General features: G+C 62.5%; 23 protein-coding genes. 13 read left to right on the top strand and 10 right to left on the bottom strand.

Features of this window, described 5'->3' with window-relative positions; translation table 11 throughout:
• The first annotated feature begins 4 nt into the window (after nt 1-4).
• Entirely contained in the window at nt 5-373 is a 369-nt protein-coding gene (locus ACODSO_RS00600) for a YciI family protein (RefSeq protein ID WP_068371086.1), read from the top strand.
• Nucleotides 374-464: 91 nt separating this feature from the next.
• Here the strand turns inward: ACODSO_RS00600 and ACODSO_RS00595 are convergent, their stop codons facing one another.
• Nucleotides 465-1793: an NAD(P)/FAD-dependent oxidoreductase gene (locus ACODSO_RS00595; RefSeq protein ID WP_489034243.1), complete on the bottom strand. Its 1329-nt coding sequence runs from the start codon at nt 1791-1793 to the stop codon at nt 465-467.
• 71 nt (nt 1794-1864) lie between these two features.
• Here ACODSO_RS00595 and ACODSO_RS00590 point away from each other — a divergent pair, with 71 nt between their 5' ends.
• The 5 genes from ACODSO_RS00590 (at nt 1865) to ACODSO_RS00570 (ending at nt 9092) form a co-directional block, all read left to right on the top strand.
• On the top strand, nt 1865-2770 hold the full coding sequence (locus ACODSO_RS00590) for a LysR family transcriptional regulator (RefSeq protein WP_489034241.1): 906 nt from the start codon (nt 1865-1867) through the stop codon (nt 2768-2770).
• A 162-nt stretch (nt 2771-2932) separates the two neighbouring features.
• Nucleotides 2933-4420, top strand: a complete 1488-nt coding sequence (locus tag ACODSO_RS00585) for a class I adenylate-forming enzyme family protein (RefSeq protein ID WP_489034737.1) — start codon at nt 2933-2935, stop codon at nt 4418-4420.
• Between the two features lie 57 nt (nt 4421-4477).
• Nucleotides 4478-6355, top strand: a complete 1878-nt coding sequence (locus tag ACODSO_RS00580) for a DUF3556 domain-containing protein (RefSeq protein WP_489034240.1) — start codon at nt 4478-4480, stop codon at nt 6353-6355.
• The gene (locus ACODSO_RS00575; protein ID WP_489034238.1) at nt 6352-7785 is read left to right on the top strand and encodes a phytoene desaturase family protein; all 1434 of its coding nucleotides are present in this window, start codon (nt 6352-6354) and stop codon (nt 7783-7785) included. Before ACODSO_RS00580 ends, ACODSO_RS00575 begins: the two co-directional genes overlap by 4 nt.
• Complete coding sequence (locus ACODSO_RS00570; protein ID WP_489034236.1) at nt 7782-9092, top strand: PucR family transcriptional regulator; 1311 nt, start codon at nt 7782-7784, stop codon at nt 9090-9092. Before ACODSO_RS00575 ends, ACODSO_RS00570 begins: the two co-directional genes overlap by 4 nt.
• Nucleotides 9093-9110: 18 nt before the next feature.
• Here the strand turns inward: ACODSO_RS00570 and mqo are convergent, their stop codons facing one another.
• Nucleotides 9111-10508, bottom strand: coding sequence for a malate dehydrogenase (quinone) (gene mqo, locus ACODSO_RS00565; protein WP_489034235.1), 1398 nt, complete (start codon nt 10506-10508; stop codon nt 9111-9113).
• Between the two features lie 66 nt (nt 10509-10574).
• Between mqo and ACODSO_RS00560 the strand changes: the two genes are divergently transcribed.
• Together ACODSO_RS00560 and ACODSO_RS00555 are read left to right on the top strand one after the other, a co-directional pair.
• Nucleotides 10575-11474 carry a LysR substrate-binding domain-containing protein gene (locus ACODSO_RS00560; protein WP_489034234.1) on the top strand — a complete coding sequence of 300 codons (900 nt, stop codon included), beginning with the start codon at nt 10575-10577 and terminating at the stop codon, nt 11472-11474.
• A 62-nt stretch (nt 11475-11536) separates the two neighbouring features.
• The gene (locus ACODSO_RS00555) at nt 11537-12379 is read left to right on the top strand and encodes an alpha/beta fold hydrolase (protein ID WP_489034232.1); all 843 of its coding nucleotides are present in this window, start codon (nt 11537-11539) and stop codon (nt 12377-12379) included.
• On the opposite strand, the gene ACODSO_RS00550 is transcribed toward ACODSO_RS00555, so the two are convergent.
• From ACODSO_RS00550 to ACODSO_RS00540, 3 genes are read right to left on the bottom strand one after another with little or no spacing between them, the layout of a single operon-like run.
• Nucleotides 12376-12939 (bottom strand): DUF6188 family protein, encoded by a 564-nt coding sequence (locus tag ACODSO_RS00550; RefSeq protein ID WP_489034230.1) that lies wholly within the window; start codon nt 12937-12939, stop codon nt 12376-12378. The genes ACODSO_RS00555 and ACODSO_RS00550 overlap by 4 nt on opposite strands.
• A 20-nt stretch (nt 12940-12959) precedes the next feature.
• Nucleotides 12960-13256: a hypothetical protein gene (locus ACODSO_RS00545; protein WP_489034228.1), complete on the bottom strand. Its 297-nt coding sequence runs from the start codon at nt 13254-13256 to the stop codon at nt 12960-12962.
• Nucleotides 13257-13272: 16 nt separating this feature from the next.
• Nucleotides 13273-14055 (bottom strand): LLM class flavin-dependent oxidoreductase, encoded by a 783-nt coding sequence (locus tag ACODSO_RS00540; RefSeq protein ID WP_489034226.1) that lies wholly within the window; start codon nt 14053-14055, stop codon nt 13273-13275.
• Nucleotides 14056-14150: 95 nt separating this feature from the next.
• Here ACODSO_RS00540 and ACODSO_RS00535 point away from each other — a divergent pair, with 95 nt between their 5' ends.
• The 3 genes from ACODSO_RS00535 (at nt 14151) to ACODSO_RS00525 (ending at nt 16135) form a co-directional block, all read left to right on the top strand.
• The gene (locus tag ACODSO_RS00535; protein ID WP_489034225.1) at nt 14151-14879 is read left to right on the top strand and encodes a dienelactone hydrolase family protein; all 729 of its coding nucleotides are present in this window, start codon (nt 14151-14153) and stop codon (nt 14877-14879) included.
• Between the two features lie 81 nt (nt 14880-14960).
• Nucleotides 14961-15524 (top strand): hypothetical protein, encoded by a 564-nt coding sequence (locus tag ACODSO_RS00530; RefSeq protein ID WP_489034224.1) that lies wholly within the window; start codon nt 14961-14963, stop codon nt 15522-15524.
• Nucleotides 15525-15556: 32 nt separating this feature from the next.
• Nucleotides 15557-16135, top strand: a complete 579-nt coding sequence (locus tag ACODSO_RS00525) for a nucleotidyltransferase family protein (RefSeq protein ID WP_489034222.1) — start codon at nt 15557-15559, stop codon at nt 16133-16135.
• Here ACODSO_RS00525 and ACODSO_RS00520 read toward each other — a convergent pair.
• The 3 genes from ACODSO_RS00520 to ACODSO_RS00510 form a co-directional block, all read right to left on the bottom strand.
• A complete protein-coding gene (locus tag ACODSO_RS00520; protein ID WP_489034221.1) occupies nt 16126-16647 on the bottom strand; it encodes an SWIM zinc finger family protein in 522 nt (173 codons plus the stop codon). The two genes, ACODSO_RS00525 and ACODSO_RS00520, sit on opposite strands and share 10 nt — an antisense overlap.
• Nucleotides 16644-18428, bottom strand: a complete 1785-nt coding sequence (locus ACODSO_RS00515; protein WP_489034219.1) for a DEAD/DEAH box helicase — start codon at nt 18426-18428, stop codon at nt 16644-16646. The genes ACODSO_RS00520 and ACODSO_RS00515 overlap by 4 nt, the downstream gene beginning before the upstream one ends.
• Nucleotides 18429-18489: 61 nt before the next feature.
• On the bottom strand, nt 18490-18954 hold the full coding sequence (locus tag ACODSO_RS00510) for a MarR family winged helix-turn-helix transcriptional regulator (protein WP_489034218.1): 465 nt from the start codon (nt 18952-18954) through the stop codon (nt 18490-18492).
• Between the two features lie 162 nt (nt 18955-19116).
• On the opposite strand from ACODSO_RS00510, the gene ACODSO_RS00505 reads away from it, so the two are divergent.
• Nucleotides 19117-20301 (top strand): ATP-binding protein, encoded by a 1185-nt coding sequence (locus ACODSO_RS00505; RefSeq protein WP_489034216.1) that lies wholly within the window; start codon nt 19117-19119, stop codon nt 20299-20301.
• Between the two features lies 1 nt (nt 20302).
• Here the strand turns inward: ACODSO_RS00505 and ACODSO_RS00500 are convergent, their stop codons facing one another.
• Nucleotides 20303-20878 (bottom strand): TetR/AcrR family transcriptional regulator, encoded by a 576-nt coding sequence (locus ACODSO_RS00500; protein ID WP_489034214.1) that lies wholly within the window; start codon nt 20876-20878, stop codon nt 20303-20305.
• Between the two features lie 77 nt (nt 20879-20955).
• Between ACODSO_RS00500 and ACODSO_RS00495 the strand changes: the two genes are divergently transcribed.
• Nucleotides 20956-21567, top strand: a complete 612-nt coding sequence (locus ACODSO_RS00495) for an NAD(P)H-dependent oxidoreductase (protein WP_489034213.1) — start codon at nt 20956-20958, stop codon at nt 21565-21567.
• A 67-nt stretch (nt 21568-21634) separates the two neighbouring features.
• On the opposite strand, the gene ACODSO_RS00490 is transcribed toward ACODSO_RS00495, so the two are convergent.
• The gene (locus ACODSO_RS00490; RefSeq protein ID WP_489034212.1) at nt 21635-21781 is read right to left on the bottom strand and encodes a hypothetical protein; all 147 of its coding nucleotides are present in this window, start codon (nt 21779-21781) and stop codon (nt 21635-21637) included.
• Nucleotides 21782-21783 lie beyond the last annotated feature (2 nt).

Raw genomic sequence — 21783 nt, 5'->3', positions numbered from 1 at the left:
GGTCATGAGATACACACTCGTTCTCAACCACGCAGAGCCCGCAGAAGGCGAGATCGACGCCGACGTCATCACCCAGATACAGGAGGCCTTCGGCGTCTACGGGCGGGCGCTGCAGGCGGCGGGGGTTCTCGTCGCCGCCGAGGTGCTGGCCTCGTCCTCGGCGACGAAGACGGTCACGCTGCGAACCGGGGATCTCCAGATTCAGGACGGCCCGTTCGCGGATACGAAGGAAGGCGTCGCCGGAGTGTTCGTCATCGACGTTCCCGACGAGGACGCGGCGTTGATGTGGGCGGAACGATGCCCCGGCGCACAATTCGGAGTCGTCGAGGTGCGAGCTGCTGCCACGTCGTTCATTGACGGTTCGTGGACCTGAGCGGCAGCCGAGCCGGGGGGCTGAGGTCGAGTACGTCGTTCGCACCTCGTACGGCCGACGCTCCTACGCGCAGGTATCTGGAGAGGTTCGTTCAGGCTGCCTGCCGCTCCTGGTCCTGCTCTTCGTCGACTCGTGCCTCGGTGCGGACTGCCCACCTGTCCGTGTACTGGAAGTGCGGTCGCTTGTCGCCGATGTACGAGCTCAACCACGACACCACTGCGACGTATCGGTTTCGGAACCCCACCATGTACATGAGGTGGACTGCCAGCCACATGACCCAGGCGATCGGCCCCGACATGTCGACCTTGCCGAAAAGCCGTGCGACTGCACTGAATCGCCCGACGATCGACATGCTGCCCTTGTCGACGTAACGGAACGGCGTACCTGCATCGACCTTGCCGACGATGGTCTTCGCGACGTGGCGGCCCTGCTGCATCGCTACGGGTGATTGACCCGGGAGACCGTTCAACGACGTCACGTCGCCGATCGCGTAGATGTCCTTCGCCGATCCGACCGTCAAGTCCTCGTGAACGAGAAGCCTTCCTGCACGGTCGGTTTCGCACCCTGTGCGCTCGGCGAGCGTAGCCGCAAGGTCACTTGCCTGGACTCCTGCCGACCAGATGACAGTCTTGGCGGCGATGGTCCTCGAGGTCTTGGTGTCCACGTCCTGCACGGTGACCGTGTCGTCGACGATGTCGGTGACCATTGCTCCGGTCACGACGTCGACTCCCGACTTCTCGAGCTTCGCGCGGGCATACGTGCTCAGCTTGCCGCCGAATGCAGGCAGAACTTCCTTCACACCGTCGACGAGCGTGACGCTGACCTCGTCGGGACTGATGTCGGGGAAAGATCCGGCGAAGTACCGGTGCGCGAGATCCCTGATCTGGCCGGCCAGCTCGACGCCTGTCGCCCCGGCGCCGACGACGACGAAACTCAACAGCTCCTTCTTGGCGACCGGATCGGTGGTGAGGTGCGCGGTTTCGTAGCAGCTCAGGATTTGCTCGCGCAGGGCGATCGCGTCGTCGACGGTCTTGAGTGCGAAGGTTCGGTCCTTGAACTCGTCGCGCCCGAAGTACGCCTGAGTAGCGCCCGTGGCAACGATCAGTCGTTCGAAACCGATGGTGTGCGAAGTACCTGCTGCGGAGTAGGTGACCTGGTGCTTGTCGGGGTCGACGTCGACGACTCGGCCCAGACGGACGTCCGCCGATTCGTACTGAGCAAGGATGCGCCGGATCGGCGGGGCGATTTCACCCGTCGACAGCATTCCGGTCGCAGCCTGATAGAGCAGTGGCTGGAAAAGGTGCTCGGTAGTGCTGGAGATGAGCGAGAACTTCACGCCGGCCTTGCCGAGGGACTTGGCCGCTGCCAGTGCTCCGAATCCCGATCCAACGATGACGACCTCGTACATATCCGCTTCCATGCCCTCCATAGAACCCCGCACTCGCTGGTCTATCAACGTGAAAGATGGAATAGCATTGATGAGTAGAACTCATGAATGGAGACTCGGTGGAGCTGCGTCAACTGAAGTACTTCCTTGCGGTCGGCGAGGAACTGAGCTTTTCGCGCGCTGCCGAACGGTGTTATGTCTCGCAATCTGCAATCAGTCTCCAGATAGCCAAGCTCGAGCGAGAAATGGGCGAGGCATTGTTCGAGCGGACTTCCCGTATGGTTCGATTGACCGTTGTAGGAGCACAATTGGTGTCCGTAGCGCGTCACATGGTCGAACTCGAGCAGACAGCTCTGGCCTTGACTGCGCGCAGCCGCAACCAGCTCCGTCTCACCGGCAACATGACCTTCGCGGCCAATGCCATTGCCGCCATCGTTGCGGTGCGTGAGCTCCATCCCGAGGCGGAGATCGACTTCGTGTTGAAACGATTCGCGGAGCAAATCGAAGCGGTGACTTCCGGCGACTGCCAGGTTGCGCTCATCCGGGGGAGCGTGGAGCGATCCGGTCTGCACGTGACGGAGTTGTGGACCGAGGATCTGGTGGTAGTCCTCGCCGACGGCCATCCACTGGCGGGTGAAGACAATCCGAGCCTCGAGCAGCTGGCGGCGTATCCACTGTTGCTACCCAAGCGCAGTGAACAGATTCTGCTGCATCGGGTCATCGAAGGAGCAATGAAGCGCAGCGGTCTACGGCTCGCCTTCGGACCACCGGTCGCGCCCGATCACACCGCGAGCGCCGAGCTCCTCAATCACCCGGAATGCTGGTCGATCATCTACGCGAGCACTGCCGAGAGCACGCCCAAGACGGGGCTCGTCTTCCGTACCGAGGCACAGCACAGACTGCAACTACCGGTCTCGGCGGTTGTCGATGCGTCGTCGCCCGCCACCGACATTCAGCGCGACCTCATCGAGGCGCTCGCCGCGACCGCTCCGCAAGGGATTTGGTCATGACAACTTCGAGTTCATCCTCCACCAGCGGGTAGGGCACGGTCTCGACGCCCGTTGTGCGCAGAGGACAAGCAACTTCACAAACTCTGGCCTCGCAGGCCGTTTTGGTGCATGGCCACCCTCACTAGTGTCATGGATCACAGCATCAGTGAGGAGATCGAAAAAGTGTCCGTCATCAGTTATTTCACGTGGAACGCTGGGGCCGAGCGCGCTACCCGTCCCTGCGTTCGCGACGACAACACCGCGTTGACCTACGGCGAGTTCTCCACCCGCGTCGACGCCTTCGCGTCGCAGTTGTCCGCTCGTGGTCTCGGCAAAGGTGACGTCATCGCGGTGATGCTGCCGAACCGCGTCGAACTGCTGACGGCGATGATGGCGGCATGGCGAATCGGAGCGGTCGCGACTCCGGTAAACCCCACGTTCACCCAGCCAGAAGCGCTGTACCAGATCCACGACGCGAATGCGCTGTTGGTGGTCACCGACGATCCCAGTCCGGTGCCGGGATACCCGGTCATCTCGATCGACGAGATCGAGATCGACACTGGAGCACCACTCGACGGCGACGCCAGCTTCGGCGAAACGGACCTCGACGATCTCGCGTTGTTGATCTACACCTCGGGTTCGACCGGCCGCCCGAAAGGGGTCGAACTCACGCATGCAAATCTGGAGTACATGGCTTCGGCTATGGCGCAGCACTTTTCGTTGACGATCGACGACCACTGCATGCTGATCCTGCCACTGTTCCATGTGAACGCAATCTGCGTGAGTGTCCTGGCACCCCTGCTCGTCGGCGGGCAGGTCAGTATCACCGGACGGTTCTCGCCATCACGGTTCTTCGACGATGTCGAGCGGCTCCGGCCCACCTATTTCTCGGCGGTGCCCACCATCTACGCACTTCTGGCCTCTCAGCCCGACGACGTCGTCCGTGACACGTCGTCCTTGCGGTTCGCGGTCTGCGGCGCTGCACCGATCTCGAAGGAACTACTGGACAGAGCCGAATCGAGGTTCGGCCTGGCAATTGTCGAGGGATACGGTCTCACAGAGGGAACGTGCGCTTCTGCGTGCAATCCCCCGAACGGCGTTCGCAAACTGGGTACGGTCGGCCCAGCACTGCCTGGTCAGACAATCGCCATCGCGGACGAGCAGGGAACGCTCCTGCCGATGGGCACCGTCGGCGAAGTCCTGATCGCCGGGCCGAATGTGATGCGCGGCTACCTCGGCCGCCCCGACGAGACAGCACGCACAGTGGTCGACGGGTGGCTACACACCGGTGATGTCGGCCGACTGGACCAGGACGGATACCTCACGCTCATCGACCGCATCAAAGACATGATCATCCGCGGTGGCGAGAACATCTACCCCAAGGAGATCGAGAATGCACTCGCCACCCATGCAGACATCCTCGAAGCTGCGGTCGTCGGAGCACCGGACGTCGTCTACGGGGAAGTCCCCATTGCGTACGTAGTGACCTACCCGAACGCGGCGGTCCACGAAGCCGAGCTACTCGACCACCTACGCGAGCGAATAGCGAAAATCAAACTCCCCGTTGCGATTCACATCATCGACGCGCTGCCTCGGAACCCTGTCGGCAAGATCGACAAGCCCGGTCTACGCCTGGCGTTGCGGACGTCCGCGGTCGAAACCGTGAGCTGACCAGTTCGCATTCTGCACCACCTCTGCACGATTCACTTCCTACACAGGAGCATTCGCATGGGATTCAAAGAAGGAAATTTCCCACCGGTCGACCCTGCTACTTTCCTCGACCTTCCGTTCCGAGACCGCCTCAGGGCAATGTCGACGCATTGGGCAGACCACGGATTCGGAACACCGAAGATGGTCCACACCATTTACATTCTCAAATTGCTCGTTCTCTACCTCGGCGCTGGAGTCGCGGTCGCCACACTCACCACCGGACACAATCCGTTCGAGATCTCGACGTGGTGGAACGAACCGGTCGTCTACCAGAAGTTGTTGCTCTGGACCCTCCTGCTCGAATCGGTAGGGCTCGGCGGATCCTGGGGACCTCTGGCCGGACACTTCAAACCCATGATGGGCGGCGCTCTGTTCTGGCTGCGCCCCGGGACGATTCGCCTGCCACCGTGGCCGGGCAAGGTTCCGCTCACCACGGGGGATACGCGCACCGTGTTCGACGTCGTCGTCTACGCTGCGATTCTGATCAATATCGTTGTTGCATTGGCCCTTCCAGGAGTGCACACCAGCTCCATCGACACCGCGATCACCGACAACGCCGGTCTCGTACGTCCTGCACTGATGATCTCGCTCGCGGCACTGCTGATAGTGATCGGCCTGCGCGACAAGGTCATCTTCATCGCCGCCCGTGGTGAACAGTACTTCCCGGCAGTACTGATCTTCGGCTTCCTGCCGTTCGTCGACATGATCATCGCCCTCAAACTGCTCATCGTGACCGTGTGGGTCGGAGCCGGCATCTCCAAGCTCGGGCACCACTTCTCCATGGTGATCCCACCGATGCTGTCGAACACCCCCTGGATCCCGTCCACTGCACTCAAGCGTGCGCACTACCGGAATTTCCCGCACGACCTCCGCCCCTCCAAAGTCGCTGGCGGTGTCGGGCACATACTCGGAACGCTGGTGGAGGTCGCAACACCTCTCGTGTTGCTCTTCACCACCAACGCGGTCGTTGCGCTTGCCGCTGTCGCGTTGATGGTCGCCTTCCACTTGTTCATCATCTCCACCTTCCCGCTCGCCGTTCCGCTGGAATGGAACCTGCTGTTCGCGTTCGCATCGGTGTTCTTGTTCCTCGGATTCCCCAACGCCGACGGCTACGCCGTCTGGGACTTCTCCTCTCCCGCTCTGCTGGCCGTCATCGTGGCGGGGCTGATGTTCTTCCCGATCCTGGGCAACCTCCGACCCGACCTCGTCTCGTTCCTGCCCTCGATGCGGCAATACGCCGGAAACTGGGCCTCGGCCACCTGGGCGTTCGCTCCGGGCTGCGAGGACAAGATCGACCAGTTCATCAAACGGCCCAGCCAGAACACCCGCACCCAGCTGCTCGCCACCTATCCGCCAGAAGTTGCCGACGTCGTGATGCACCAACTGCTCGGATGGCGTTCGCTTCACAGCCAGGGTCGCGCCCTGTTCTCGCTGATGATGAACCACCTCGGCGACGACATCGACACGTACACGCTGCGCGAGGGGGAGTTCTCCTGCAACTCGATCGTCGCGTTCAACTTCGGTGACGGACATCTGCACGACGACAAACTCATCGCGGCCATTCAGCGACGATGCAATTTCGCTCCAGGCGAGTTCCTCGTCGTATGGATCGAATCGCAGCCGATTCACAAGGACTACCAGCAGTATCAGGTCATCGACGCAGCACTGGGAGTCATCGAACGCGGCACGTACAAGGTCGCCGATGCCATCAACGAGCAGCCTTGGTTGCCGAACGGCCCCATCCCGATGACCGTGACGTGGACATTGGACATCGACGCCAACCGCGCCGCAACCGACCCTGGCACTGTGGAGGAACCGAAGATGCGCGACACCACTACAACAGAGACCGGTGACTCCATCGTTGTACCTACCTCACAGCGGGGCAACCGGGTATGACCACCGCCGTCGTCGTCGGCAGCGGGCCCAATGGGCTCGCTGCCGCGGTTCGCCTCGCCCGCGCCGGAGTGGACGTTCAGGTGCTCGAAGCTGCTGACACCATCGGGGGCGGCACGCGCAGCGCCGAACTGACTGTGCCGGGAGTGATCCATGATCTGTGTTCGGCATTCCACCCAATGGGCGCGGGCTCTCCCTACCTCGCCACCCTCGATCTCGAACGCTACGGCCTGAACTGGAAATGGGCGGACATCGACTGCGCACATCCACTCGACGACGGCGACGCCGGACTCATCCACCGCTCGATCGACGCAACTGCCGATGGTCTCGGAGCGGACGGGCACCGCTGGCATCGGATGTTCGGAGACATTGCCCGCAACTTCGACAAGCTCGCGGCGGACCTGATGCGTCCCATCGCGAATGTGCCGCGGCACCCGTTGGCCCTCGCTGCGTTCGGTCCACGGGCACTGTTACCGGCCACCGTGGCTGCACGATGGTGGCGTACCGAGAAAACACGAGCGCTGTTCGGCGGTGTGGCAGCCCATGCTTACTACCGTCTGGACCGCCCAGCCACCTCGGCGGTGGGGCTGATGATCACCGCATCCGGCCATCGGTACGGGTGGCCGGTGGCAGAAGGTGGCTCCGGATCGATCGCCCAATCGCTGGCTTCGATGCTGCTCGATTGGGGCGGCAAGATCGACACCGGTGTCCGAGTCCGAACGGCCTCCGACATTCCACGGTCGGATGTGGTGCTTCTCGACACGTCACCCCGCGGAGCACACAGCATCTACGGCGATGCACTACCCACACGGGTAGTGAAGGCCTATAGCAAGTTCCGCTGCGCCCCAGCCGCGTTCAAGGTCGACTTTGCCATCGACGGTGATGTGCCGTGGACCAACCCGGGTTGTGCTCGTGCCGGCACCGTCCATCTGGGTGGCTCTTTCGACGAGATCGCCGCACACGAGAAGGCCGTCACGCAGGGGGTGATGCCGTCCCGCCCGTTCGTACTGGTCGGCCAGCAGTATCTGGCCGATCCGACGCGATCCGCTGGGACGATCAACCCCCTCTATGCGTATGCACATGTGCCCAACGGATACACCGGTGATGCGACGGAGGCCGTGGTCCGACAGATCGAGCGTTTCGCACCAGGGTTCCGGGACAAGATCGTCGCCACCGTCGTGACCTCACCCTCCGATCTGCAAGCATCCAATCCGAATTATCTCGGCGGAGACATCATCGGAGGCGCGAACAGCGAGATCCAGGTTGTCTTCCGCCCGCGAATCGCCCTCGATCCCTATAGCATCGGCGTCCCGGGGGCATTCCTGTGCTCGGCATCGACACCCCCAGGTGCGGGCGCACACGGAATGTGCGGAGCCAACGCCGCAGAATCCGCTCTTCGCTACCTACGGCGTAAGGGAAAGGACGTGCAGTGACCAGTCCGACACCACACGAGCGCCGAGTGGGCGCACGGCGTCGGCTCGCCCGTGTACCGGCATCTGCGGATCGAGAACTTCTCGTCATCGTCGCGGAAATCGCGCACTCACTCGGTCAACGGGAGAGTGACATCGCACGGTCGATGGCCTCGCTTCTAGCGCACGAAATCGACCGGCTCGACGACGACCCGATCCTGATGGAACTCCTGGAATCGTCGGTACACGGAAACGTCTCGACGATAATTCACATCCTGGCGAACGACATACCGATCGATCATCTTCAACCGACCACTGCGGCAGTGGAGTACGCCCTGCGTCTCGCGCAACGGGACGTACCGTCGAATTCTCTTGTTCGGGCGTATCACATGGGCCAGAACGACATGATGCGCATCTGCTTCGACGAGGTCCAGGCTCTGAATCTCCACAGTCCCCTCGATCTCGCAGTACTCAAACACATTTCCGATGTCATCTACGGTTACATCGACTGGATCACTCTGTTCGTCTTCGACGCGTACGAAAACGAACGCAGGCGGTGGATCGGCGCCCAGGGAAACGTCCACTCGTCCACTATCCACACGTTGCTTGCAGACAATGGTGAGTCGTCCGAGACTTTCCAAGCCGAGACCGGCTACCTGCTCGATCAGAACCACCTGGCGCTGGTCGTATGGAACAACGGGCCCGAAGCAGTCACGACGCTCAACTCCATCGATCGAGTTGCCCGTACCACCGCCTCGTTCCTGCATTCCAACGGGCCTCCGATCATCACCGCGATCGATCGCAGAACTGTCTGGGCCTGGATACCACTCGGTACACGCACCGCGGCTCTCCACACCGCCGAGCTGGCTGCAGAACTCGAACTCGACGAGTGGACACGAATGTCGGCCGGCCTACCGGCCAACGGGATCAACGGATTCCGCCGAACCCACGAGCAGGCCCGTGCGGCATACACCGTGGCAACGGTCCCAGGAACTCCCACGCGGTCGGTTGTCGGGTTCGGAGACAAAGGCGTCGCCGTCGTGTCGTTACTCGCGCAAGACCTCGAATCCACCAGAGCCTGGGTGTGGGAGGTTCTCGGACCGTTGGCCGAGAACACCGACAGCGCGGCGACGCTGCGAAGGACGTTGAACGCGTACTTCAACCACGGTGAAAGCCATTTGCACACAGCCCGAGAACTCAACCTGCACCGAAACACCGTCAAGTACCGCATCAACAAAGCACTCGACCACACCGAAAACCGAGACAAACTCGACCTGGCCCTGGCCCTCCAAGTATGCGACTTCCTCGGGCAATCAGTGCTCAAACCATAGCGCGCAGGGGACATCCGATCACCTCGTCGAGGACGGCTGGGAGGCTGCAGGAATCAGTCGGCGCAACCGTGGCTCCCACTCGGCTCGTTCGCTGTCGAAACACCGTTCCAGCACCTCGATCATGGCCGCCGGTGCCATCGATGCGCCCGGAGACGCGCCCAACAGGCCGGCGATGCTCCCGTCGGCGCCAATGATGATTTCGGTACCGAACATCAACTCGCCGCGCAACCTCGATGTGGGCTTGATCAATTGCGCTCGTTGTCCCGCCTGGATCCGATGCCAGTCAGCGGGGTCGGCGGCCGAATAGAACTGTCGCAGTTGATCGAACTTCTTCGCGTCGGAGGACAGGAGCTGGCCTACCAGGTACCGGACGAGTGGCAGGTTCTGCAGACCGACCGACAGCAGAACCGGCAGGTTGCGCGGTCGAACGGTCGTGAAGAGATCCCGTAGACGACCGTGCGTGAGCAACCGGGTACTGAACGTGGCATAGGGCCCGAACATCAACGAACCTCTGCCGTCGACCATTCGTTTGTCCAAGTGCGGCAGTGACATCGGCGGCGCCCCCAGCGACGGCTTTCCGTAGACCTTGGCGTCGTGACGATCGACGATGTCTGCTACATCGGTGCGTAGGAATTCCGCGCCGAATGGAAACACGCCGTACCCGTCGATCTCCGGAATGCCGGCCTTCTGAAGGAGGCGGAGCGCGTAACCCCCGGCACCGACGAACACGAATCGTGCGCGCACGTGAAACTGCTTGCGTGAATTCACTATTCGACCCGACAGCGTCCATATCCCGTCGGACCCGCGTCGCACGCGTGTTATGTCGTGTCCGGTTCTCATCATGCATCCGGCGGCCTCCATGGACTGCCCGAGCGATTCGGTGAGGGCGCCGAAGTCGATGTCTGTACCGCCGGCGTGCCGCGTAGCAGCCACCCTCTCCTCCGGTGGCCTTCCTTCCATCAGCAGCGGAGCCCACTGCCGAACTGTGTCCGCATCGTCGGTGAACTCCATCGCACGGAACATAGGAAGGCTACGCAGCGTCGACCACCGACGACGCAGGTACTCGATATCGGCTTCTCCGAAAACAACGTTCATGTGCGGCGTCGCATTCAGGAACGATGAATTCAGAGCGGGGAGCGCAGACCAGAACTGGCGCGAGACGTGGAATTGGCGAGCGATCTGCTCGGCTCTGCTGGGATCCTCGGGATCGGGCATGTAGTTGAGTTCGCACAGTCCCGCGTGCCCGGTCCCCGCATTCTTCCACGGCCCGGAACTCTCGCCGGCCAGATGGTCCAGCCGCTCGAAAAGCGCAATCGACCTGTTCGGCAGCACGGTACCGATCAATGCACCGAGCGTCGTCGACATGATTCCGCCCCCGATGAGCGCCACGTCCAGAATTTCCGCCTGCGAGTTCATGGCATTCATCGTCGCTCGACGCGAATCATCCGTCCAATGAGATATCGACGGATATATCATCCGAAAATGGATGAGTTCACGAACTCCCGCGTCGAGTCCGCTGCCCCGCTGCTCGCCGCATTCGATGCCGTTGCAACCGAAGGACTACTCACGCACGCCGCCGAGGTGCTCGGCGTGCCGCAGTCGTCCGTCAGCAGGCGGGTACGCGCGCTGGAGAAGATACTCGGGTTCGCGCTGCTGCAACCTGCCGGCCGCGGGGTGGCGCTCACCACGTCGGGTCGCGAACTGTACGAGCGCACCCACCACGTGATGAGGGAACTCGACAACGCTCTGGCCGCGGTGCGCGCCGATGCCGACCCAGAGAGTGGACTGGTTCGATTCGGATTCCCACTCACGCTCGGACCGCAGTCGGTCGGGTCGCTCCTTGCCGGCTTTCACGACTGCGCCCCTCGCATCCGGGTCCACCTCGCACAAGCGCACGGCGAGGCCCTGGCCGAGATGATCCGGGACGGCCGGCTCGACGTTGCCGTGGTGATCCCGCCGCCCGACGACCTCGACGCGACCGTCCTCGGCAGCCAACGCCTCCTTCTGCACGTTCCGACTACTCACCCGTTCGCAGACCGCACCCAGATCGATATCACCGAGTTGGCCGACGAACCGTTCGTGGCCAGCCCTCCTCGATTCCAGCTTCGTTCACTGCTGGACACATGGTGCCGGGAGGCAGGCTTCACTCCACGAGTTCCATTCGAAATCAACGAGATCGATACGATCCGCGCTCTGGTCCGTACCGGCCTCGGCATCGCCCTGTTGCCGATCGCGGAGTCCGTCGATCCCGGCGTGGTCGCCGTCCCACTGTCCGGCTGTCGCGTGCGCGACATCGGACTCGTGACGGGTAGGCGACGGCCGACTGCGGCGACCGCACGGTTCCATACCTATGTGACCGAGAATCTATCGTTCCCCTTCTGATTCCTTCTACTTCCCTATTCGACGCTTTATAGAGTAGTTTAAGGTTGTCGAAGGAGTTTTTGATGACCAAAATCTACAAATCAGCGGACGGTGAATCGCAGATTCAGCAGCGATACGCCGAACAACTGGATCAGTTGCCCGTCGCTACCGAGCAATTCTGTGTCCCTACTCGCGCGGGTGAGACCTTTGTCCTCGCCTCCGGACCCGCCGGGGCGCCGCCCGTGGTGTTGCTCCACGGTTCCGGCGCGAACGCGAGTACGTGGGCCGGCGACATCGGCAGCTGGGCAGCCCTTTTCAGGGTCTATGCGGTGGATCTTCTCGGCGAACCTGGTCGAAGTGCACCCGTCCGCCTACCGCTCGAGTCCGACGCCACCGCCTCGTGGCTGGACGAGGTACTCGACGCTCTCGGGGTCGAGCGCGTCGCGCTCGTAGGGATGTCGCTCGGCGGATGGACCGCACTCGATTACGCGATTCGTCGACCATCTCGAGTAACGCGCATGACGCTGCTGTGCCCCGGCGGAATAGGGAGGCAGACATGGCGATGGCTCCCCAAGGCCCTACTCCTGGGTGCCCTCGGACGCCGCGGTCGACGAAAGACCGCACAACTGGTCACCGGCCTCGGCAGTGCAGGAACGGACGGGATCCTCGACGATGTCACGTTGGTCTTCTCGAACTTCAACCCCAGGACAGGCACGCTACCGATCTTCTCCGACTCTGCGCTGCAGAAGATTTCGGTGCCCGTACAGCTGATCGTCGGCGATCGCGACGTGATGATGGACTCGGCCGAGTCGGCCGACAGAGTCGCCCGGTGCATTCCCGACGCCTCGGTCACCGTCCTCGCCGGAATCGGCCATGCGGTCCTGGGTCAAACCGAAGCGGTAGTGGACTTCCTGCAATCTCGCTAGTTGCCGAGAGGAAGGAAGTATCCGGAGGACAGTTCGATCTGCTGCCGCTTCTCGATCAGGTGGCTCGACACGACACTCTCACGAAGGATCAAGTAGGCGGAATCCAACGGCACGTCCGTTCGAAGGACTGTGCGGTCGGAGAATTCGATACCGCTGTCCTGCCCGACCGAGATCTTCACCACGGTCGCACCTTCGGACGGTGGTCCCGCCGTTGCGGGGGACGGTGTACGCCGGAACGGCCTAGGCATGGACTCGATATCGCCTTCGGGCAAACAGATCATCGTCGAACCGTTCACAGCGGTGTACTCCCACGACTCGACTTCGTCTCGCGGCTTCGCCACTATGCGCGATCCGTCATCGAATTCGAGCTCGAGCGCGTTGGACTGGCGCACTTCCGCTCGTACGCACGTTTTGCCCAGAAGTCCGGCCAACGCGCGCAGCCCGTCGAATTGGTTGTCCTCGTCGTACAGCACGCCGCCGAGTTCGAATTCGCTGAACGCGACCGACGAAGAGTCCTCGAACTCCACACCCATGTCGAAGTCGAGATGGGCCTTCGTCACGCGCGAATGCAGCTCGAGTTTCACGCCGAGAGATCGGGCCACGGCGGACGGCGAAGCACCGCGAGAGACGACAGCGTCGCCGCGACGAGACCGATGGTCACTCCGATCACTGCTATCCGCGTCTGATCGATGGCCGGTGTCCACACACAACCGCCGTTCGTCACCACGAAGATGCCGACAGCTTTGATCGAACCATGGGGCTTCACCGTCGAAACGGCTATGACCGTCGAGCCGTCCGATGTGGTGTACGGGTCGCTGAACACCTGTGCCGTTGCGGCGACCGACCGCAGTCGATCCAGCCTGTCGAGCGCATTCATACACGCACCGTACCGTTCAGCGGACGGGTGCGATACCGAACAATGGCTGCAACTCCACCGCACGCGCAAAGACTGCGGAGAGATCGCGCCGATCCGCAGCCGGTTCCAACACGATGGTCGTAGCACCGGCATCGACCCAGCGCCGCACGTTGTCCGCGGTTGCATCCGAATCGGTGCTGCACGAGAGGTACACGACCACATCGTGATCGGGTCCACCCGCGATGTGGTCGAGCGCAATCCTGGTCTGATCGGGAGAGGTCTCACTTGTAAGGATGGTGCCTGCGCTCATCTCACCGCTCAGCGCCAAGGTCTTGGGACCGGTTGCGCCCACCAGTATCGGTGGTTGGATCGACGGTGGCCAATCGAGTCTCACGTTGTCCAGCGACACGTAGCGGCCTTGGACGCTCACCGTCTCCCCGGCCAGCAGACTCGTCAACGCCGCCATCTGCTCACGCATCAAGGTCAGCGGCGAGTTCACACGGGCGCCGACCTGCCCCATCCACGACTGCACGCCGTGCCCGAGTCCGATGCGTAGGCGGCCCGGGTGCAGCCGCGCCAGCGTCGCGACCTCCATCGCGGTCGCGGCAACGTTCCGCAGCGGAGTCGGCAACACACCGATTCCGACGTTCACCCGGTCGGTGGACACGAGAACGGTTGCCGCGGTGGCGATACCGCCGGAGAAGAAACAGTCCTCCCACAACCACACTTCGTCGACTCCAGCGCTGTCGGCCAAGCGGGCCGCCTCGACGATCGATTCCGGGGGTAGTTCGGGACGAAGCACTACACCGAATCTCGTCATTGCCTGCATTTCCTTCCGCCAGAAGTCCTCCGCGAAGTCTACGCAAACCGAAAAGGCATGGACACGAGAGAATCCTCGAGGAAGGCTGACCGACTATGCCTCAGCCTTCCGGCAAATCACTGATACTCCCCGTCGACCCCGTAGCCCCCGACACCCGTGGACAGCTCGATCTGTATCTCCCGAGTGCGCCAGGTCCGGCGCCGTGCGTTCTGTTCGTACACGGCCTCTATCCGGAGCAGCCGGAAGTCACACCTCGGTTTTCGAATTTCTACCGAGATTATGCAAGCCATCTCGCGCATCGCGGACTGGTCGCCGCAGTCATCGATCACGATCTGACCCGGGGGTTCTTCTATCAGGAAGCTCTGACGACCGTCAGGGATGCGGTCGACCGGCTGCGGGCGGTTCCGGAGACCGATGAGGACACGGTCGGGATGTGGTTCTTCTCCGGCGGCGGTCCACTGTCGTATCCATTCCTGATCGATCCTGCACCCTGGCTACGCGCCGTCGAACTGACGTATCCCGTGCTGCCCGGCGCCGACACTCCGGGTTGGCCGCCACCGGAAGATGCCATCGCCGGGATCAACGCCGTACCGACGCTGTTGACGCTGGTCGAGAACGAGATCCCGGACTACATCGCCGGCCAGCAATCATTCGTCGCCCAAGCGTCGAATGCCGCAGTGCCGTTGGAGGTTCGGACAGTGGCGGGCGTCGGTCATGGGTTCGATGCGATGACGGACGGGCCTCACGCACGCGCGGCAGTCGCCGAAGGGTTGGATTGGATGGCAGCCACATTGACGAGCTGGCGTTCATTCGGTCGTATGTAATCCGATCAGCGGATACCCGCAGACGAGGACCGATGCAAGCATTGCATCGACCGACGACACCTCGCCTGTGTGGAGCAAAACATGTTGAGCACTAACCTGATCCGAAACTCTCTCGCCGTCTCGGCAGCGATTGCGACCATCACACTTCTCGCACCGGGTGCAGCCATGGCACAGCCGACCACAGGCAGCGCGGACGGCATCATCAGCGGTGGCAGCGGCATCCTCGACAGTGGCAGCAGCGTGCTCGACGGCAACATCGCCGACGGCGCCGCCGGCATCGTCGACAGCGGAAGCTCGATACTCAACAGCCTGCCCGGCACAGGGTCCTTCGCACCCCGCCAGCTCTGCAACCAGGACACGGTCGCCGGCGGGCCCGGAGTGACGCAAACCAATCACGACCTGGGACGACCCGGTCCGAATTCGTTCGTCCTACGGTACGAAACCATCAACATCCCGGACATCATCGATGTGTTCTACCAGGGCGCACTGATCTACAGCACCGGCTACGTCGGGGACAACATCAACGAGGGCACGGGATCCGTCGTCGTCAATGTCCCTCCCGGCACCGACACCTCCGTACTCGTCAAGGTCACCGGCCCCGGAGGGACCGACTGGGACTACACCGTGGGTTGCCCCATCGCCTGACCCTGTCGGTGCCCTATGCCAGGATTCGCCCCATGGGACGGGATGAGTTTTTGGCCGCTCTCGACACCAACCCGGTGGTCGTCTCCATTCTCGAACGGGCGCATCAGTTGGAGGTGCCCAATTGGTACCTCACAGCCGGCGGGTTGTTCCAGACTGTCTGGAACAACCTCGCCGGCCACGACCCACAGAACGGCATCCGAGACTACGACTACTTCTATTTCGACGATTCGGACATCTCCTACGAAGCCGAGGATCGCATCATTCGACGTGCGGCAGCGCTGTTCGCCGATCTGGGTGTCGACGTAGAGGTACGAAATCAAGCTCGGGTCCATCTCTGGTACGAGGACCACTTCGGTGCACCTCTGAACCCGTATCGCAGTACCGAGGACGCCATCGACCATTTCGTATCCACAACCTGCTGCTTCGGCGTCCGATCCGAGATCGACGGCAGCAGGACCGTATATGCGCCACACGGCTACGAGGACCTGTTCGCAGGTGTGATTCGACCGAATCCCTTGCTGCCCATGCGTGCTGTCTACGAATCGAAAGCGGCTCGGTGGACGTCGATATGGCCGGAGCTGACGGTCGAGCCGTGGCGCGACTACCCGTAGAAATTCGCGGGGTCGATGTGTTCGATGAGTATCCGGGTTGCGTCTCGGTCGGATCGACCACGCACTCCGCGCAGCTCGAATGCCAACAGCGGTTGCTCGTCGACGCGTCGCGCAATCTCGAAGTACACCGCCAAAATGTGAACGCAGGGCGTGGCGCGCTGGGTGCAGTCGCAGATCGCGGTTATCTCTTCGAGAATGACCAAGCCTCCTCGAATACACTCGGCATGAACGGAATCCGGTAGATCTCCGGCCGGCACAGCGGCCAAGACATCCTCCGCACGCCTGATGTCCGGTTCAGGCCAGGTCGCGCACGACAGCGACACCACGTGCGTGCGCTTCCCCGACACCACCGCAGTGATCGCCCCTGCGGCGATCACGACCTCGACGACCTGATCGTTTCGCGCAAGGGTGCGAGCGCGGGGAAGCGCCGGATTAGGCCGTGTGATCGAGATCGGTTGCGCGAGGCGGATCCAGTCTCTGCCCCACGCGGTCACCCCGAACCCGTCGCTCATCGATTACCTCCGATATCGAGGAGTTCGCGGAGTTGGCTGTCCGATAGTTTCGCCAGATCGCCGCCGATGTCGAGAGTGTTGGCACTCGTCGCAATGTCGGCAAGATCGCGCTTGTGCGAGTGCATGTCGTCGATCGACTGTTCGAGAGTGTGCTCGGTGATCAGTGTGTGCACGGTGACGATGCGAGACTGCCCGATTCGGTGGGCACGGTCGCTTGCCTGGTTCTCCACGGCGGGGTTCCACCATCGATCGAAATGAACGACGTGCGACGCCCGGGTGAGGTTGAGCCCGAAGCCCGCTGCGCGGAGACTGAGAATCAGAATCGGCGGGCCGTCTCCAGATTGGAATGCGTCGACCATGGAGTCCCGTGCGTCGGTGGACAACCCTCCGTGCAGGAATGGCACTGTGCAGCCAGTGATCTCGTCGTCGAGATGTTCGGCCAGCAGTGCGCCGGTCTGCCGGTACTGCGTGAAGACCAGCGCTGCCTGCTGATCGTCGGTGATCTCTGCGAGCATTTCGGTGAGACGATCGAGCTTGCCGGATCGGCCGCCGAGAGCTTCCCCGCTCCTTTCTACCAATTCGGGGTGATTGCAAATCTGTTTGAGCCGGGTGAGCAACGTCAATACGCGTCCACGGCGTCCGATTCCGGTTCCGAATCCGTCCCGCAGCGAACTGTCCAATTGGCCGCGGTAGAGGCGCTCCTGCTCACGAGTGAGCGAGCAGATCACTGAGTTCTCCACCTTCGGAGGCAGTTCCGGAGCGACGTCCACCTTTCGACGCCGAAGAATATGAGGCCCGACGAGTTCGCGTAGTCGCCCAGCCGCAGCCTCGGAGCGCTTCTGCTCGATGGCGGTGACGAACCTGGCCCGGAACCGACTACGGGTACCGAGGACGCTCGGGACGGCAAAGGCCATCAGCGACCACAACTCGTCGAGCCTGTTCTCCACCGGGGTTCCGGTCATCGCTATTCGCAACTGTGCGTTCAACCGTCTGGCGACCCGCGATTGCCCGGTATCGGAATTCTTGATCTGTTGGGCCTCATCCAGAACAACTGTGTCCCAGTCTATTCGGGTGAGGATTTCGGCATCGTTTCGCAGCGTCGGGTAGCTGGTGACGACGACTGACCCGGGGGCCGTTCCCGTCAGATCCCGAGCACGTCCGGTTCCGTGATGAACGATCACCTCGAGGTCGGGTGCAAACTTTTCTATTTCCCGTATCCAGTTGCTCACCAACGACGTCGGGCACACCACCAGGTGTGGTGCACCACTGCGAAGAGTGAAGAGGGCAATCGCTTGCACGGTCTTTCCGAGCCCCATCTCGTCGGCGAGGATTCCACCGCCGCGCACCGACGCGGCGTCCATCCACGCAACACCCGCTCGTTGGTAGGGCCGAAGTTCGGCGCGCAGTGCGGCGCGGGGCCTGGAACGCCGACGTAGCGCGGCCTCGACCGTCGAGGCTGCCGACCAAATGGACGTCTCGTCGAGTCCGACAGCGGCATGTCCGGCCGTCGGCAGTTCCGCGCTGAGCGTCGCCGCGTCCTCGCCACGCCCGGCTGCTACCGAGATTCGAGACCAGACCCGAATCGACTCGCCGACACATTCGTCCGATTCCCATCGCGCAAGCGAGGACAGCGCCTCGTGGGGTTCGACGAGTACCACCGGCACCGACGTCGTATTCATCAACCTACGGCCATCGTCGGGAAGCGCCATCAGCAGTGATGCGGTCTCACCGACAGGCAGACCGAGTGCCAGCGCGTCGCGGGAGGGACTGTCGGTGCCCACCAGGCAAACTTCCCCAACTCGATCGAGAAGCATGCGTGAAGAACTCCGGGAAGGGGCGGTGTCATGGGGCCTCGCTGGATCTCAGTCTGGTCAGCTCTGCTGACGTGCTGGCCGTAGAACGGCGCAGGAACTTCCGGATTGTGTCGAGTTCAGTCGTTGTGAAGTCCGACAAGTCTCGTCGGGTCGCGCTGGTGAGTTCGACGTAGTACTCACCCACCCGATGCAGGCCTTGCTCTGTGGCGGCGATCATGACGCGTCGACGGTCCTCGCCATCGCGAACTCTCTCTACGAGCCCAGCTTGTTCCAACCGGTCGATCATGCGGCTCGCCGACCCCGACGTCAGACCGACGCGCTCGCCCAGTACCTTCGCCGTCGCAGGACCGAGTCGATCGAGCCCATGCAGTGTGTCCAGGTCCCGAACCGGGACTCCCACACGATCGGCGATGAGTCCGTTCAACTGCGCGACGACGTGTCCCCACTCCGGTAGCAACTCGACGACGCCGTCCGCCGCTCGGACTGTGGACAACACCGCACTCCTCTCGTCGTTCGAAGTCGCCGACGGTAGACCATATCGTTGTCCTATGCAACTACTGCGCGACGCAGCTAAATCGAGGGTGCTTTTTCACGCATGTCACAGAGTTTTCTGCACCGATTTACTTGCCCGCCGACGCGCCATATAACTCTTCCTATGGAGAACCCCTACACACCCGAGACGGGAGCGCCGCCGCGGCAGCTGGTCGGGCGCGAGGGCTTCCGAACAGCTTTCACCTCGCTTCTCGTGGGTCTCGAGCGCGGGCTCGCACAGCAATCTCACATCGTGACGGGTCTACGCGGCACCGGGAAGACCGTGTTGCTGCGCGACCACGTGCGAGCCGCGAGATCGCGCGGCTGGGCCATAGTCGACATCGATGGCGCCAGACGGGACGACCACGGGTTCAGACGCCAGCTGTCGTTCGAGTGTCGAAGCGCGCTGCTCGCCGTATCCCCGCGAGGGCGGTGGAAGCCAGAGGCGACGGCGGCATCGGGGGTGCTCGGCTCGTTCGCCTCGGTCCTGGGAACCGACAATCCACTCACCGCGGAATGGCAGGAATCGACGAAGGGGAGCGCCGATACCGGTCACCTTTCCGCAGACGTGACTGCGATGCTTCTCGCGCTCGGTGACGCAGCGAGGGCACACGGCACCGGAATCGTCTTCGTCGTCGACGAACTCCAACGATTCTCGGACGGTCAACTCGGTGCTCTCATCGACGGATTCCACCGAACCTACCTCCGCGAACTGCCCATCACCCTCGTCGGGGCAGGGCTGCCGAGGTCGGACGCACTGTCTGCGGAGTCCCAGGTCCGGGCAGACCGTCTGTTCGAGTTTCGTGCCCTCGGCGCCCTGTCCGACGCCGACACTGCACAACTGTTGCGCGGCAACGGAAGGTGGGACGACGATGCTGTGGCAACAGCTTTTCGGATCACCGGCGGCTACCCTGTCCTCACCCAAGCGCTCGGGTTCGCATTGTGGTCCGATGATGCGTCGGCGACGGTAACCTCCGCTGCAGTCGATGCTGTCCGCGAGGACTACGCGAAGTTCGTCGACAGCACGTTCTTTCGCGAACACCTTTCGCGCGCCGGCGAAATGGAGCTCGCATACCTGCGCGCGATCGTCGATTCACCGATCGAGGCCGAGACAGCCCGACTCCTCCAACGCACCACAGCCCAATGCGCCTCCACGCGCGTGAGTTTGATCGAACGGGGGTTGATCTATCTTCCCGGTGATGGCACGACAGCCTTCACCACTCCGCACTTCGAGGACTTCCTCCGGCGTGCGATGCCGGTTCTGACCGCGCCGGCTCACAAGCACAGGCGTCGAAGATACGACCCGTGACCTACGACCTGCGAACCGTCGCTACGATGACGGCGGCCAGTTCACCCCTCGCTTGATCCGGGGTTAGCGTCCCGGACACGGTGGCATGCGAAAGAGCCTCCGCAGCACCGAACACCGCCGTGATCGATGGCACCGACACGCCGGCCGGGCCCGCGAAGGGCTCGAGGATGTCGCGGCATTGCTGGGCATACGCCTGATCGGCTTCGCGTTTGACCTGCTCCAACTCGGGTGAGCCTTCCAACGCAGCGAGCACACCCGTCAGTTCGCGCCCCTGCGCCAGCGCACACCCCACGTAGGAGTTCGCGATCGCGTTCGCACGGCCGTCCAGCGACTGATCCGCCGCGGCCAGGTACTCCGTGAGCATGGCGCTCTGGCGGTCGTCGAATTCGCTGAAGAGCGCTGCCAAGAGTGCGTTTCGAGATGGGAAGTGGCTGTACACCACAGGTTTTGCCACGCCTGCCCGCTCGGCCAACCGGCCGAGTGTCAGCGCATCCGCGCCCTCTGCCCGTACCAGCGCCCACGACACCTCGACGAGTTGGTCGTACCTGTCGGAACGCGACAGTCTCGTGCGCGCCATCGAACACCTCCTTGCGTTATGTACGAATAGTAACCTACTGTTCGTACATACCGGTTTCGCTATCCCGAAGGATCATCATGACCAGTCTCGTCGTAGTGTCCCATTCCGATCACAACTCCCTGACCCACCATGCCGCGAGGGCCACCGCGGACGCGATCACTGCCGCGGGCGGACGCGTCGAATTCGCCGACCTCGCTGCAGAAGGATTCGACCCCAGGTTCTCGTCCGACGATCTGAACCTCTACCGAGGCAAAGGAACTGTGCCCGACGACGTTGCTTCGGAACAGCAACGCATCGATCGCGCCGACCACGTGGTCCTCGTGTTTCCGATGTACTGGTGGTCGGTACCGGCACTGCTCAAGGGCTGGATCGATCGAGTCTTCGTCAGTGGGTGGGCATACGAATTCACGCCAGGAAGCGAGTTCGTGAAGAAGCTGGATCGACTGACGGTGCACCTCGTGGTGGTCGCAGGCGACGACGCCGCCAGCTTCGAGCGCCACGGCATCAATGAGGCCTTCGCCACCCAGATCGAGAAGGGCGTCGTCGAATACTGCGGCGCCACCGTGGGTTCGACCACGTTCGTCCACGAGTCGGACACGAAGGGGCGTGAGGTGCTCGCCGAGGAGGTGCGTGCTCTCGCGGAGGATATTGCGTCTAGGGTGTCGAGCCTCGAAACCGTTGATGCTTAGGTTGTTCCAGCGGATTCTGCTGTACCGGATGATCTCGACAGGATAGTGCGCTGACAAGCTCAGGACTTTAAGTGTGAAGGCGGTCCTTGGCCTCGATGTCGCCGCCCGGGATGTGCCACGCGCCGACGTTCTCGTGGCACACCCCGGCGGCGATATCCGTGTATCCAATCACTTCGCCCCTGGTTGGGAAGTTCGGCCGCGGTTCCGAGAACATAC

The sequence above is a fragment of the Rhodococcus sp. FG69 genome (assembly GCF_057808915.1).
Note: the sequence above shows the minus strand (reverse complement) of the source record. Positions and strands in the feature narration are given on the sequence as shown.

What these genes read in the sequence shown, in the direction of transcription:
- mqo (WP_489034235.1), bottom strand. Translation starts at nt 10,508, where the DNA reads ATGAACTCGCAGGCGGAAATTCTGGACGTGGCGCTCATCGGGGGCGGA.
- ACODSO_RS00595 (WP_489034243.1), bottom strand. Translation starts at nt 1,793, where the DNA reads ATGGAAGCGGATATGTACGAGGTCGTCATCGTTGGATCGGGATTCGGA.
- ACODSO_RS00560 (WP_489034234.1), top strand. Translation starts at nt 10,575, where the DNA reads ATGGATGAGTTCACGAACTCCCGCGTCGAGTCCGCTGCCCCGCTGCTC.
- ACODSO_RS00580 (WP_489034240.1), top strand. Translation starts at nt 4,478, where the DNA reads ATGGGATTCAAAGAAGGAAATTTCCCACCGGTCGACCCTGCTACTTTC.
- ACODSO_RS00505 (WP_489034216.1), top strand. Translation starts at nt 19,117, where the DNA reads ATGGAGAACCCCTACACACCCGAGACGGGAGCGCCGCCGCGGCAGCTG.
- ACODSO_RS00545 (WP_489034228.1), bottom strand. Translation starts at nt 13,256, where the DNA reads ATGAATGCGCTCGACAGGCTGGATCGACTGCGGTCGGTCGCCGCAACG.
- ACODSO_RS00490 (WP_489034212.1), bottom strand. Translation starts at nt 21,781, where the DNA reads ATGTTCTCGGAACCGCGGCCGAACTTCCCAACCAGGGGCGAAGTGATT.
- ACODSO_RS00520 (WP_489034221.1), bottom strand. Translation starts at nt 16,647, where the DNA reads ATGAGCGACGGGTTCGGGGTGACCGCGTGGGGCAGAGACTGGATCCGC.
- ACODSO_RS00600 (WP_068371086.1), top strand. Translation starts at nt 5, where the DNA reads ATGAGATACACACTCGTTCTCAACCACGCAGAGCCCGCAGAAGGCGAG.
- ACODSO_RS00575 (WP_489034238.1), top strand. Translation starts at nt 6,352, where the DNA reads ATGACCACCGCCGTCGTCGTCGGCAGCGGGCCCAATGGGCTCGCTGCC.
- ACODSO_RS00530 (WP_489034224.1), top strand. Translation starts at nt 14,961, where the DNA reads ATGTTGAGCACTAACCTGATCCGAAACTCTCTCGCCGTCTCGGCAGCG.
- ACODSO_RS00525 (WP_489034222.1), top strand. Translation starts at nt 15,557, where the DNA reads ATGGGACGGGATGAGTTTTTGGCCGCTCTCGACACCAACCCGGTGGTC.
- ACODSO_RS00555 (WP_489034232.1), top strand. Translation starts at nt 11,537, where the DNA reads ATGACCAAAATCTACAAATCAGCGGACGGTGAATCGCAGATTCAGCAG.
- ACODSO_RS00590 (WP_489034241.1), top strand. Translation starts at nt 1,865, where the DNA reads ATGAATGGAGACTCGGTGGAGCTGCGTCAACTGAAGTACTTCCTTGCG.
- ACODSO_RS00500 (WP_489034214.1), bottom strand. Translation starts at nt 20,878, where the DNA reads ATGGCGCGCACGAGACTGTCGCGTTCCGACAGGTACGACCAACTCGTC.
- ACODSO_RS00540 (WP_489034226.1), bottom strand. Translation starts at nt 14,055, where the DNA reads ATGACGAGATTCGGTGTAGTGCTTCGTCCCGAACTACCCCCGGAATCG.
- ACODSO_RS00495 (WP_489034213.1), top strand. Translation starts at nt 20,956, where the DNA reads ATGACCAGTCTCGTCGTAGTGTCCCATTCCGATCACAACTCCCTGACC.
- ACODSO_RS00535 (WP_489034225.1), top strand. Translation starts at nt 14,151, where the DNA reads ATGCCTCAGCCTTCCGGCAAATCACTGATACTCCCCGTCGACCCCGTA.